The sequence below is a fragment of the Litchfieldia salsa genome, from assembly GCF_900104555.1.
Classification (GTDB): Bacteria; Bacillota; Bacilli; order Bacillales; family Bacillaceae_L; genus Litchfieldia; species Litchfieldia salsa.
This window is the reverse complement of the sequence record NZ_FNJU01000012.1, coordinates 18,472-31,726: the sequence shown is the minus strand read 5'-3', so window position 1 is coordinate 31,726 and position 13,255 is coordinate 18,472. Positions and strand designations below refer to the sequence as shown.

Annotated in this window: 10 protein-coding genes; 2 read left to right on the top strand and 8 right to left on the bottom strand. The window is 38.1% G+C overall.

What is annotated here, in order from left to right; all coding sequences use genetic code 11:
* Positions 1–205: 205 nt before the first annotated feature.
* Both adhE and BLQ56_RS18555 read right to left on the bottom strand, forming a co-directional pair.
* Positions 206–2,809, bottom strand: coding sequence for a bifunctional acetaldehyde-CoA/alcohol dehydrogenase (adhE, locus tag BLQ56_RS18560; RefSeq protein WP_090857940.1), 2,604 nt, complete (start codon positions 2,807–2,809; stop codon positions 206–208).
* Between the two features lie 199 nt (positions 2,810–3,008).
* Positions 3,009–3,236 carry a hypothetical protein gene (locus BLQ56_RS18555; RefSeq protein WP_090857938.1) on the bottom strand — a complete coding sequence of 76 codons (228 nt, stop codon included), beginning with the start codon at positions 3,234–3,236 and terminating at the stop codon, positions 3,009–3,011.
* A gap of 473 nt (positions 3,237–3,709) precedes the next feature.
* Between BLQ56_RS18555 and BLQ56_RS18550 the strand changes: the two genes are divergently transcribed.
* Entirely contained in the window at positions 3,710–4,822 is a 1,113-nt protein-coding gene (locus BLQ56_RS18550) for a M20 peptidase aminoacylase family protein (RefSeq protein ID WP_090858140.1), read from the top strand.
* A 30-nt stretch (positions 4,823–4,852) separates the two neighbouring features.
* Here the strand turns inward: BLQ56_RS18550 and BLQ56_RS18545 are convergent, their stop codons facing one another.
* The 6 genes from BLQ56_RS18545 to hutP form a co-directional block, all read right to left on the bottom strand.
* Positions 4,853–5,224 (bottom strand): DnaJ family domain-containing protein, encoded by a 372-nt coding sequence (locus BLQ56_RS18545; protein WP_090857936.1) that lies wholly within the window; start codon positions 5,222–5,224, stop codon positions 4,853–4,855.
* A gap of 42 nt (positions 5,225–5,266) precedes the next feature.
* Entirely contained in the window at positions 5,267–6,259 is a 993-nt protein-coding gene (gene hutG / locus BLQ56_RS18540) for a formimidoylglutamase (RefSeq protein WP_090857934.1), read from the bottom strand.
* Entirely contained in the window at positions 6,249–7,517 is a 1,269-nt protein-coding gene (gene hutI / locus BLQ56_RS18535) for an imidazolonepropionase (protein WP_090857933.1), read from the bottom strand. The genes hutG and hutI overlap by 11 nt, the downstream gene beginning before the upstream one ends.
* Positions 7,517–9,196 carry a urocanate hydratase gene (hutU, locus tag BLQ56_RS18530; RefSeq protein ID WP_090857932.1) on the bottom strand — a complete coding sequence of 560 codons (1,680 nt, stop codon included), beginning with the start codon at positions 9,194–9,196 and terminating at the stop codon, positions 7,517–7,519. The genes hutI and hutU overlap by 1 nt, the downstream gene beginning before the upstream one ends.
* Positions 9,196–10,731 (bottom strand): histidine ammonia-lyase, encoded by a 1,536-nt coding sequence (gene hutH, locus BLQ56_RS18525; RefSeq protein WP_090857929.1) that lies wholly within the window; start codon positions 10,729–10,731, stop codon positions 9,196–9,198. The genes hutU and hutH overlap by 1 nt, the downstream gene beginning before the upstream one ends.
* Before the next feature lie 337 nt (positions 10,732–11,068).
* A complete protein-coding gene (gene hutP / locus BLQ56_RS18520) occupies positions 11,069–11,521 on the bottom strand; it encodes a hut operon transcriptional regulator HutP (protein ID WP_090857926.1) in 453 nt (150 codons plus the stop codon).
* A 306-nt stretch (positions 11,522–11,827) separates the two neighbouring features.
* On the opposite strand from hutP, the gene mreBH reads away from it, so the two are divergent.
* Positions 11,828–12,829, top strand: coding sequence for a rod-share determining protein MreBH (gene mreBH, locus BLQ56_RS18515; protein ID WP_090857923.1), 1,002 nt, complete (start codon positions 11,828–11,830; stop codon positions 12,827–12,829).
* Positions 12,830–13,255 lie beyond the last annotated feature (426 nt).

Below are 13,255 nucleotides of genomic sequence, written 5' to 3'. Positions count from 1 at the left end.
CTTGAGCGAAAACAGTTTTGTCCTTCACATTTAGTTGGAGTGTTTTTCAGTCGCCTCGTACAAGCTCCTGTGGGGTCCTCACTTTAGCCACTGATCCCGCTGAAGTCTACTTGTATTCTGCCTGCATAAACAATAAATATTGAGAAAGCAACGCCAAAATAAAAAGCCAGAGGAAGAAAGTTCACCTCTGGCTTAAATCTATTTATTAAACACCTTTAAATGCTTGACGATAGATTTCAGCTAATTCTGTTACTAGAGGTAATTTAGGGTTAGCTGTCGTACATTGGTCTTCAAATGCACGCTCTGCTAAATAATCTACCTTCGCTTCGAATTCTTTCTTTGTTACTCCATTAGCTTCGATACTCATTGGAATTTGTAGTTCTTTTGCTAGTTTAATAACAGCTTGAACTAAGCTTTCTACACCCTCTTCAGTTGTGCTAGCTGGTAATCCTAGAGTTCTTGCAATTTCAGCATAACGTTGGTCTGCAATGAAATGCTCATATTTAGGGAATGCAGTAAATTTCTTTGGTTTTGATGCATTGTAACGAATAACATGTGGCATTAAGATTGTATTTGAACGTCCGTGTGCAATATGGAATTCAGCACCTAGCTTATGAGCTAAACTATGGTTGATTCCAAGGAATGCATTCGCAAATGCCATACCTGCAATTGTTGAAGCATTATGCATTTTTTCACGAGCAATTGCATCACTACCATCACGGTAAGCACGTGGTAAATATTCAAATACTAATTGAATAGCCTTCATTGCTAGACCATCTGTATAGTCATTAGCCATGATTGAAACATATGCTTCAAATGCATGTGTTAACACATCCATACCAGTATCCGCAGTTATCACTTTAGGAACTGTCATAACAAACTGTGGATCAACAATTGCTACATCAGGAGTTAATTCATAGTCAGCTAATGGGTATTTAATGTTATTCACTTTGTCTGTAATTACTGAGAATGATGTAACTTCAGATCCAGTTCCAGATGTTGTTGGTATTGCAACAAATTGTGTTTTTTCCCCTAGCTTTGGATACTTCACTACACGCTTACGGATATCTAAGAACTTTTGCTTTAAGCCAAAGAAGTCTGCATCTGGATGTTCATAGAATAACCACATACCTTTGGCAGCATCCATTGCTGAACCACCACCAAGAGCAATAATTACATCTGGTTGGAATGCTGCCATTGCTTCAGCACCCCTCATTACAGTATCGATTGACGGATCTGGCTCAACATCAGAGAACACATCCACTTGTACCATATCTGGTCGTTGACGAAGGTAATGAGTTACTTTGTCTACATATCCAAGCTTCACCATACCAGGGTCTGTTACGATAAATGCTCTTGAAATGTTAGGCATTTTAGCTAGATATTGTGTAGAATTTTTCTCAAAATAAATTTTTGATGGAACTTTGAACCACTGCATATTATTATTCCTTCTCGCCATTCTTTTTATATTTAATAGATGAATTGCACCTACGTTTTGAGATACAGAGTTTTTACCATATGATCCACAACCAAGTGTTAGAGATGGCATGAATGAGTTATAAATATCACCAATTGCACCTTGAGAAGATGGAGCATTCACGATAATACGGCAAGCTTTCATTCTTAGAGCAAATGCCTTTTGTACTTCTTCATTTGTTGAATGGATAACAGCAGAGTGTCCTAAACCACCAAACTCTAACATGTCTTCTGCTCTTTGAAGACCTTCATTTGTACTATTTACTTTATAGCAAGCTAATACAGGGCTTAATTTTTCTCTAGAAAGTGGGTATTGTGGTCCTACACCTTGTAATTCTGCAACTAAGATTTTTGCATCAACCGGTACTGTAACCCCAGCCATTTTTGCAATCTCATACGCTGGCTTACCAACGATATCTGCATTTACTGCACAAGTATCTTCTCTAATTACTAATGAAGATACCTTTTTGATTTCATCAGCTGATAAGAAATAGCAGCCTTTATCGATCATTTCAGCTTTAACTTCATCGTATATTTCTTTATCTATGATTACAGCTTGTTCAGAAGCACAAATCATCCCGTTATCAAATGTCTTAGATAATATTAGATCATTTACTGAGCGTTTAACAAATGCAGTCTTTTCAATATAACAAGGTACGTTTCCTGGTCCAACGCCTAATGCCGGCTTTCCAGTACTGTATGCAGATTTAACCATTGCTGCACCACCAGTTGCCAATACAAGCGCAATTCCAGTATGATTCATCAGTTGTTTTGTTGCTTCAATAGAAGGAACTTCAATCCATTGAATACAATTTTCTGGTGCTCCATGCCTTACTGCAGCATCTCTTAATATTCTTGCAGCTTCACTACTACATTTTTGTGCTGACGGATGGAAAGCAAAGATAATTGGATTTCTTGTTTTAATTGCTACAATCGCTTTAAACATTGTAGTAGAAGTAGGATTTGTTACTGGTGTTACCCCAGCCACAACACCTACAGGCTCTGCAATTTGAATTAATCCATCGTATTCATTTTCATCTATAATTCCAACTGTTTTATCATATTTGATGTTGTTGTATATATATTCTGTTGAGAAAATATTTTTGATTACTTTATCTTCAAATACACCACGCTTTGTTTCTTCAACTGCTAGTTTTGCAAGTGGCATATGTTGATCTAAACCAGCTAAAGCCATTTCCTTCACAATTTTGTCAATTGATTCTTGATCAAAATCCATAAATGCCTTAAGTGCCTTTTGTCCTTTTTCAACCAGAGAATCAACCATCTTTTGAACATCATTTTGTTTTTTAACTTCTTTCTCTTCTACTGCCATTGTAAACCCTCCTATTTGTGAATATTTTCACATGTTGTGTCTTAAAAAATAAAACACATAAAAGATTGTGATAAACTTCACATGTTTTTTAAAATGAAATGTATATCTGGTTTCTTCATTCCATGTATACATTATATAACCATATTTTTCATTTGTGTGTGAACAGTTTGTGAAATAGTGAGCATGTTTTTTAAAAAAATTATTCACAAACTGGGTTTCTTAAAATTTTTGTGATTGAAATATCATTATACATTCTAGTATTCTGTTTTAATAAACATACGAAGTTAGTAGTCCAAATATAAGAAGGTATCGTTTTCCCATCTTCGATCATCATTGCCTCAAACTCGTCTCCAACAATTTCCTCGAAGTTTTCCAAAGTATATGTTTCAGTATCTGTTGAAAAGTCTTTCCACTCACATAAGATCATGCTTAAAACCTCCCTTTGAAATTCTTGCTTTATCTCTTCTACAATTTGATTATAGCACTTTGACAACTTGATAAACTTAATAATATTGAACGTTTTATGAATTAGTAATTTTTAGAAAGCTGTTTTCTCAAAGTTTGTTGTTTGACATATAACTTTGAAATTGTAGTAACAAGCAGGCTGAATACACGTAGACTCCTGCGGGACCAGTGGCCAAAGTGAGACCCCACAGGAGCATTTTCGACGAGGAGGCTCACGGGTCACCCGCCGGACGCGGAGTGTATTCAGCCTGCGAATTTAAAAGCAACAATCTATACTAAAACAGCTTTTTTAGAAAGTAAGCTATAATTATGAGCTTCTAGATTAATATTGTGAAAATTCGAACTCCGTGTTACTATTTTAAAAACAAAATGTTGCATTTCTTATAGGAGGTCAATAGCTTGACTACATCAAAGGAACCTACATTCAATGAGGAAATGATAAATATATATGAATATCTTCATGCAAATCCAGAGCTAAGTTGGAAAGAGCAGAAGACTACAGCATACATCAAAAACTATATTCAAAGATTTCCTGTATGTAAAATTACAACTTTTTCTGATCATTCAGGACTTATTGCAGAAATGGGAAGTGGATCTCCTGTTGTCGCCATTCGTGCTGACATGGATGCACTATGGCAAGAAGTTAATGGTCACTTTCAGCCTGTTCACTCTTGTGGACATGATGCACATATGACCATTGTTCTTGGCGCACTAAAGATTCTTGCAGAAAAGCCTATTACACAAGGGACCATTCGCTTTATCTTTCAGCCTGCTGAAGAAAAAGGAACAGGAGCTCTAACCTTCATTGAAAAACAAGTAGCAAAAGATATCGATTTTTTATTTGGAGTTCATCTTAGACCTTATCAAGAACTTGAAAATGGAAAGGCTGTACCTGGGATTTATCATGGGGCCAGTCGATTTATCTCTGGATCAATTCATGGGGAAGACATGCATGGAGCGCGCCCACATCTTGGAGTAAATGCAATTGAAGTAGGTGCAACACTTGTTCAACTACTGAAAGGTATTGAAATCAATCCACTAATTCCTTACTCTGTTAAATTGACATCCTTTCATGCTGGGGGAGAAAGCTTTAATATTATACCTGGTTCAGCTACCTTTAGTATTGACCTAAGAGCACAAACAAATGATGCAATGAAAGAGCTGCAATTAAAGGTAGATCGTGTATTAAAAACGATTGAGACTTTATATAATATTGAAATTAAAAGCGAGATACCCGCTAATTTAGTAGCTGCAGAGACAAATGAGAAAGCAGAAGAATTATTAGCTGAAGCTATTATTGATGTACTTGGTGCAGATCAACTCGCTAAGCCTATTGTAACAACTGGTGGTGATGACTTTCACTTTTACACAGTAAAACACCCATCAATTAAAGCAACTATGCTTGGACTTGGCTGTGATTTAGCGCCTGGATTACATCATCCACAAATGAGTTTTAATAAAGATGCAATATTCAATGGAATTGATATACTTGTTAGAGCTGTAGAGGTTACGTTAAAAAAAGAACAAAAGGAATTAACTTATTCTTAGTGAAAATAGGAGCCAAATGGCTCCTTATTTTCATCGCAATTTATTATTAATTTTTGTTTCATAGTTTTTGAAAAGAGAGGAGTTTGAGGTTTTTCTACTCTTCATCACTTGATTCAATCGCAATTTTTTCTGTGTCAATTTCTCTTGTAGCACTCCTCTCTGTTCGTTATCCTGACATTTATCTATTAAATCCTCTATTGTTAGTAAGTCTCTTCTTAGATCCGTTTCTTCATTGATTATTCCAGCATTTTTCATCATTTTATATGCCATACGAAGTTCCTGAGGAATGGCTGATAAATCTTCATGCTTTAATTGTTTACCATAGCCTGGTAAATCATTAAACTCTCCATCTTCATACGCCCTACGAATTTTATCCTCTGATGCAATCTGTGAAAAATCCATTCAAATCTCCTCCGACATTATAAAGTGAGATCCTTCTCTATTTTATTTTACTTCATTTTCACAGTTATTTACAGTTGAAACCATTAATTCCCTTTCCCTTAAGTAAGACAAGATTAGCCAAGAGGCTATTTTACTCGTCATGTCCCTATAATCAACGGTAGGATCAATTTCCACAATATCCATTGCTTTCACCATTTGGCAAGCCCCAAGAATTTCAATTGCTTCAATTAATGTATGACTATCCATTCCACCAGGACCTATTGCAGGGCAGCCAGGGGCAAATGATTGGTCTAACACATCCATATCAACAGAAACATAGATCATGTCAACTTTATTTCTCTTAAGGAGAGTAATAGCCTCCTCAACAATCTTCTTAATTGATTGTTTCCGCACGTCTTGCATTGTGTATACTGTAACCCCATGTTGTTGTGCATATTGGGTGTATATTTTACTGTTCATAAAATCGCGTATCCCAATTTGAACAAGGTTTTCACCTTGGATACACTTTCCTTCAATTAAACTACGAAAAGGAGTGCCGTTCGTTGGTCCACCATCCTCAAGGTTTCGCAAATCATGATGTGCATCAAATTGAATGACTCCCACTCTATTTGAACCAGAAAAAGAGGATATAGCAGGATAGCTAACAGAATGATCCCCACCTAGTATGATTAACTGACTTGGTTCTTCACGATGCAAAATCTCATCCAGTGCTAGTCTTATACGTTTTTGTGACTCTACAATGTCTGTTGGATGCATCAGTATATCACCATAATCGACAACAGATTCACTAGCCAGATCTCGATCATGATCAATTGAATAAGTTGTAAATGACTGAAGCATTTTTCGTATTGTAGCTGGTGCAAATCCTGCACCTGAATGACTAATTGACGATTTCGAAAGAGGTGCCCCGACTAACCCAATTTTTTGAGTATGTTTTCTATTCTCATTATAAGGTACTGTGATACGATCTGCTTTCGTCACATAACGGTCTTGAAATACTGCTGTACCAGATTTCGTTACATACTTAAACTCCATTCTCACTCCCCCCCTCGCAAACTACTTTTCCACGTTTCAAGACTGATTTCACATGATTAACTCCATAATGATATGGAACATACGAGTAGTTCGAAGCATTCCATATAACTAAATCTGCATCCCGATGAATTGCAATTTTTCCAGCCACATTTTCTCGCTTGATGGCATGTGCTGCATTGACTGTCACAGCATACCAAATCTCTTCAGGAGTCATCTTAAGTTTCAATGCTGCTAAAGTCATAATAAATTGGAGGTTTTCCGTAGGTGAGCTTCCAGGATTAAAATCAGTTGATAAAGCCACAGCCACTCCCGCATCAATCATTTCTCTGGCTCTCGCATTCTTTTCCTTTCCTAAGTAAAATGAAGTTCCAGGTAAAAGAACGGCAATTGTGTTTGATGATGCTAACCCCTTAATCCCCTCATCTGATGCACCAACAAGATGGTCTCCACTGATAGCACCAATTTCTACTGCAAGTTCTGTTCCGCCTAATGAATCAATTTCATCCCCATGTATTTTCACATCAAAGCCTTTAGACTTAGCATAGGTTAAAAATGCTCGTGATTGGTCCACAGAAAAGACACCCGTTTCACAGAAAATATCAACAAATTCCGCCAGCTCTTCTTCCCTTATCACATCTAAAAGTCTTTCCATTAATGTCAAAAACTCATCGGCTCTTCCCTTATATTCCTGTGGTATCGCATGTGCACCTAGAAAGGTAGATACGATATCTACTTGGTGCAGCTCATTTAATCTCTTTGCAACGCGTAGCTGCTTTAATTCTGTTTCATGATCTAATCCGTAGCCACTTTTAGCTTCAACCGTTGTAATACCGTAGCTTAACAATCGGTCTAGGTGAAATGAGGCTTTTGCTAACAATTCTTCTTCGGTAGCTTCTCTTGTCGCCCTTACTGTTGAAAGAATGCCCCCACCCTGTTCAAGTATTTCCAAATAAGGCACTCCCTGTTGCTTAAGTGCAAGCTCGTGCTCACGCGATCCCCCAAAAACTAGATGTGTATGTGGGTCAACTAGTCCAGGTGTTACAAGTTTTCCCCCTGCATCAATTACTTGCTTTGCCACGAAACCCTTGGCATCAACACCAGGTCCAACGAACGAGATCTTCCCATTTGTAATCCCAAGTGCTGCATTCTCGATGATTGGAAGCGTTTGAAGTTCCTTACCCCTAACTGGTCCATCCTTTTCATGATCCATTGTTAGTAACTGTCCAATATTAACTATTAAAGTATCGAACTCCTTCATTATTCATCACCTTTCTTAGAGTCTATCATTGGCACAACAATTTCATTTTCCTCTGCCACTCTCTTAGCAAGTTCATATCCAGCATCCACATGACGAATAACACCCATTCCTGGATCTGTTGTTAATACCCTCTCTAATCTTTCCCTCGCAAGATCTGTTCCATCTGCCACTACAACCATACCTGCATGAAGAGAATATCCCATTCCGACACCACCACCATGATGGAACGAAATCCATGATCCACCTGCCGCTGTATTGATTAGCGCATTTAATATTGCCCAATCCCCAACCGCATCGCTTCCGTCCTTCATCGCTTCGGTCTCACGATTTGGTGAAGCAACAGAACCACAATCTAAATGATCGCGTCCAATAACGATAGGTGCCTTTAACTCACCACTTTTTACTAATTCATTAATTGCTAGCCCCATTTTGACTCGTTCTCCATAGCCTAACCAGCAAATTCTAGAAGGTAAGCCTTGAAATGCAACCTTTTCACTTGCCATATCAATCCATCGTAAAAGTGCTTCATTTTCTGGAAAAAGCTCTTTAATTAATTGGTCTGTACGAGCAATATCACCTGGATCTCCAGATAATGCCGCCCATCTGAATGGCCCTTTACCCTCGCAAAATAATGGCCTGATATACGCTGGTACAAAGCCCGGGAAATCAAATGCCTTCGTTACTCCCGCATCAAATGCTACTTGACGAATATTATTACCATAATCAAAAACGATTGAACCTCGGTTCTTAAACTCAAGCATCGCTTTCACATGGAGTGCCATACTTTGGTTTGCTTTTTTTACATAGTCACTTGCATCTGAAACTCTTAAACTCTCGGCTTCCTCAAGACAATATCCTACCGGAATATATCCGTTAAGAGGGTCATGAGCAGATGTTTGATCTGTTACAATATCAATTTTCACCCCTCTTTTTAATAGATCATGGTGAACCTCTGCTGCATTGCCCAAAAGTCCAATCGATAGCGGAATCTCCTTATCTCTTGCTTCATACGCCCACATTAACGCTTCATCAACCGAATCAGTCATCCGGTCACAATATTTTGTATCGATTCGCTTTTGAATTTTCGTCGCATCTACTTCAACCCCAATGACAACTCCCCCGTTCATTGTCACTGCAAGGGGTTGGGCACCTCCCATACCTCCAAGCCCTGCTGTTAAAGTAATCGTCCCTTTTAATGACCCATTAAAGTGTATTTTCGCAAGTGCAGCAAACGTCTCATAAGTTCCTTGTAAAATCCCCTGACTTCCAATATAAATCCAACTTCCTGCAGTCATCTGGCCATACATCATCAACCCTTTTTTATCAAGTTCATGGAAGTGGTCCCAGTTAGCCCACTTAGGCACAAGAACCGAATTTGAAAGTAATACTCTTGGTGCACGTTCATGGGTTTTGAATACCCCGACTGGTTTACCAGACTGAACCAACATCGTTTCATCATTTTCAAGTATTCTTAGTGTTCGAACAATTGCATCAAAGGCCTCCCAATTTCTCGCTGCCTTACCGATTCCTCCATAGACGACTAAATCCTCACCCTTTTCCGATACTTCCGGATCTAAATTGTTATACAGCATACGTAAGACTGCTTCTTGTTCCCACCCCTTACATTCAAGATCAAGCCCTTTTTTTGCTCTAACAATTCTTCCTACCTTTTCATTCATTATTTTTCCTCCTTCATCATCTCTATTGATGTTTGTGGACTAATTAATGGAGTGATATCCACATTTTTCAACCAATCATTCATATTTTCGATATCCCTAGAGAAAATTCGATCCTTTAAAATCGTTGGCACAATCTTTCTTGCTTCTTGTAAAAAGTTCCTTGTTTTCTTCGCCATAAGTTCCACACCACGAAATTCAGCAGCCTGTAATGCACAAATTAATTCAATTGATAATACTCTTCTCGCATTTTGAATGATTTGATAGGCATGCCTTGAACCGATTGTGCCCATACTGACATGATCTTCTTGATTTGCTGATGAAGGAATCGAGTCAACACTTGCCGGATGTGCGAGTGTTTTATTTTCAGAAACAAGTGATGCTGCACAATATTGCATAATCATCGCACCAGACTGAAGGCCAGGTTCTGGACTCAGGAATGGAGGTAAATCATTTAATTGTGGATTTACTAAGCGCTCAATTCTTCTTTCTGAAATATTGGCAAGCTCAGCCACTCCTATCTTCATAAAATCCATTGCAAAAGCAATTGGTTGGCCATGAAAATTGCCCCCGGAAATCACCTTTTGTCCATCATTAAAAATAAGGGGGTTGTCTGTCGCTGCATTCACTTCGATTTCCAGCTTTTCTTTCACATAATCTAAAACTTGCCAAGAAGCACCATGAACTTGGGGAATACATCTGAGTGAATATGCATCCTGAACTCTAAGTTCCCCTTGAGCCGTTGTTAACTGACTATCACTTAAGTAATCTCTTATTCTTTGTGCAACCTCTACTTGCTGTGAGTAGCCACGTACAAGATGAATATCTTCATCAAAAGCATCAATAATGCCTCTTAATCCTTCAATTGTAATAGAGGAAATCAGCTCACTCTGGTATGCAATTTGTTCTGCTTCTAAATAGCCAACTACCCCCATCGCTGTCATTGCTTGCGTTCCATTAATTAATGCAAGCCCTTCTTTCGCTTTTAATATAAGTGGAGAAATTTTCTCAGCTTCTAAGGCTGTGATTGCATCCATTACTTCCCCCTTATAAACAACCTCTCCTTCACCCATAAGAACTAAGGCTAGATGGGATAGTGGCGCTAGATCTCCACTTGCCCCAAGTGAGCCTTGACTTGGGACAACAGGATGAATTTCTGAGTTAAGTAAATCTATTAATTGTTCTACAACACAGGTTCTTACACCTGAATATCCTTTTAATAATGCATTCGCTCTTAATAGCAACATCGCTCTAGAAACGATTTCTGGAAAAGGTTCCCCAACTCCACAAGCGTGTGAGTGTATAAGATTAAGCTGTAACTCTTCAACATCATTCTGGTCGATCAATACATCACTAAATTTTCCAAATCCAGTAGTTATTCCATAAACCACCTTCTTTGATTGAACAATTTGTTCCACTGCCATACGACTTTTTTCTACTAGCTTCATACTTTCCTTAGAAGCAATAACAATTTCCTTTTTATATAAAACTCGTTTCATTTCTTCCATTGTTAGTGTATTCCCTGTTAAAATAACCACCCAGTTTCACCCCTTTGTATAAAATAAGGCTGTCTTTTCAAAGTTTGTTGTTTTAGACATAATACTTAAAACGGTAGTTACAAGCAGGCTGAATACACGTAGACTCCTGCGGGACCTGTGGCCAAAGTGAGACCCCACAGGAGCTTTAGCGACGAGGAGGCTCACTGGTCACCCGCCGGACGCGGAGTGTATTCAGCCTGCGGCTTTAAAGGCAACAAAATTTGCGAAAACTGCCTAAAATAAAGAAAGGGGCTGCATTACAAAACATCTCTCAATGTTTGTAATACAGCCCCCTAATTTCTCACTAAATACTATAGGCTAGTATCATCCTATTAAATTAAATATGATTAATTCCTAAACCAATTGTCTCATGCTCTAGACCTCTAACAGGTGCACCAATTGTTCCGTACAATGCCACTGCTAACCATTCGCCTTCTTGATCGTTATCATATGGTATCCCACGAACGATTGAAAAGCGTAGCCCTACTGTCCTTAACATGTTTCCAAGGTCGACTTGGCCTCTTGTTACTCCGTGCATGGCTTCAATAATTGCATGGTATAATGCATGCATTTCACGATATATTTCCCCATTTACAATCCCATTTCGTTTTGCTGTGGTCTCGATTGCCGCTACAATTTTCTGTAGTTCCATTGAACCGACTTTTCCTTTACAATACCGAAACTGTAGCTCATCTAAGTGAGAAGTCGAAAATAATTCCTCTTCTTTATCTTCAGCTAGTACAAGTAGGATTGCATTTTTCCCCAGCCTGTCTCTTTCATGTTTTAGCATTAATATCAACACCTGTTGCTCTAGAATCGTTCACTAATAACTATTAACTTATTCTTATTGTATGTGTGGATAAAATGGAATGTCAATGAAAAATTACCACATTTTAACAAGTTATCAATCTAATAGATTAGTACGGTAAAGCATTTATCCACTCTAAGATTAGAAATGAGTGAACTTTTTAGTTTCATCATGCAAATTTAGTAGACAGGAAGCTCAATTTCGAAAAGTTTTTTACAAGTCCCCCCATAAATCGACAATAGGTTAAGTATTCTATATTGGGGTCAAGTATGAAAGGGATTGGAAGAAATGTTTTCTACATTTGAATTAGGAATTGATTTAGGTACAGCAAATATACTTGTTTATAGTAAAAATAAAGGGATTATTTTAAATGAGCCTTCAGTTGTGGCGGTTGATACGGTAACAAACAAAGTCATTGCTGTAGGTATAGAAGCGAAAGAAATGATCGGTAAAACACCTGGAAGAATTACAGCAGTACGTCCGTTAAAAAAAGGTGTGATTGCGGACTATAATATGACATCTGAACTGCTTAGACATATCATGTTGAAAGCGAGTAAAAAGCTTGGATATACATTGCGAAAACCAAGTCTTGTTGTATGTACTCCATCTGGGGCTACCTCTGTAGAAAGAAGAGCGATTCAGGATGCAGCGAGAAATAGTGGTGCAAAACAGGTATACTTAATTGAAGAGCCAGTTGCAGCCGCAATTGGTGCAGACCTTCCTGTGGACGAGCCTACTGCCAATGTCGTTGTGGATATCGGTGGGGGTACAACTGAAGTTGCCATTATTTCATATGGTGGAGTTGTAACATATCAGTCCATTAGTGTTGGTGGTGATCAATTTGATGAAGATATCATTCAATACGTACGAAAGAAATATAATGTTCTTATTGGTGAAAGAACGGCTGAAAAAATTAAAATTGACATTGGATATGCTCCAATTGACCATCCAAAAGAGACACTCGATATTAGAGGACGTGACTTAGTTTTCGGGCTTCCAAAGACAGTAACACTATCATCTTTTGAGATTCAAAAGACACTTCAGGATTCATTAGCTCATATTTTAGAATCCGTACGGGCAACTTTAGAGGAGTGTCCACCTGAATTAAGTGGAGATATTGTAGACCGAGGGGTCGTTTTAACTGGTGGTGGTGCACTTTTAAAAGGAATTCAGGAATGGCTTAGCGCAGAAATTCATGTTCCAGTTCATATTGCTCCAAACCCATTAGAAGCTGTAGCAATTGGAACTGGTCGATCGTTAAGTATGATTAAAAGACTTCAAGCGATTTAATAAGTTTAAGAACACACTTAATTGCTCCTTCACTGTTATTATCAAGTGAAGGACTTTTTTCGGTGCTTTACAACTATTTTGTCCTTCATAAGCTTGATGAACGACTTTTTCACGTGCTTCCCAGCTATTTTGTCTTTCATAAGCTTCATGAAAGACTTTTTCACGTGCTTCCCAGCTATTTTGTCTTTCATAAGCTTGATGAACGACTTTTTCACGTGCTTACCAGCTATTTTAACTTTCATAAGCTTGATGAAGGACTTTTTCATGTGCTTACCAGCTATTTTGTCTTTCATAAGCTTGATGAAGGACTTTTTCACGTGCTTTCCAGTTATTTTGTCCTTCATCAGCTTCATGAAAGACTTTTCCACGTGCTTTTCCAGCTATTTTGTCCTTCATAAGCTTCATGAAAGACTTTTCCACGTGCTT

Bases quoted from the DNA above. Each gene is read 5' to 3' on its own strand.
- adhE (WP_090857940.1), bottom strand. From the start codon at position 2,809: ATGGCAGTAGAAGAGAAAGAAGTTAAAAAACAAAATGATGTTCAAAAG.
- BLQ56_RS18555 (WP_090857938.1), bottom strand. From the start codon at position 3,236: ATGATCTTATGTGAGTGGAAAGACTTTTCAACAGATACTGAAACATAT.
- BLQ56_RS18550 (WP_090858140.1), top strand. From the start codon at position 3,710: ATGATAAATATATATGAATATCTTCATGCAAATCCAGAGCTAAGTTGG.
- BLQ56_RS18545 (WP_090857936.1), bottom strand. From the start codon at position 5,224: ATGGATTTTTCACAGATTGCATCAGAGGATAAAATTCGTAGGGCGTAT.
- hutG (WP_090857934.1), bottom strand. From the start codon at position 6,259: ATGGAGTTTAAGTATGTAACGAAATCTGGTACAGCAGTATTTCAAGAC.
- hutI (WP_090857933.1), bottom strand. From the start codon at position 7,517: ATGAAGGAGTTCGATACTTTAATAGTTAATATTGGACAGTTACTAACA.
- hutU (WP_090857932.1), bottom strand. From the start codon at position 9,196: ATGAATGAAAAGGTAGGAAGAATTGTTAGAGCAAAAAAAGGGCTTGAT.
- hutP (WP_090857926.1), bottom strand. From the start codon at position 11,521: ATGCTAAAACATGAAAGAGACAGGCTGGGGAAAAATGCAATCCTACTT.
- mreBH (WP_090857923.1), top strand. From the start codon at position 11,828: ATGTTTTCTACATTTGAATTAGGAATTGATTTAGGTACAGCAAATATA.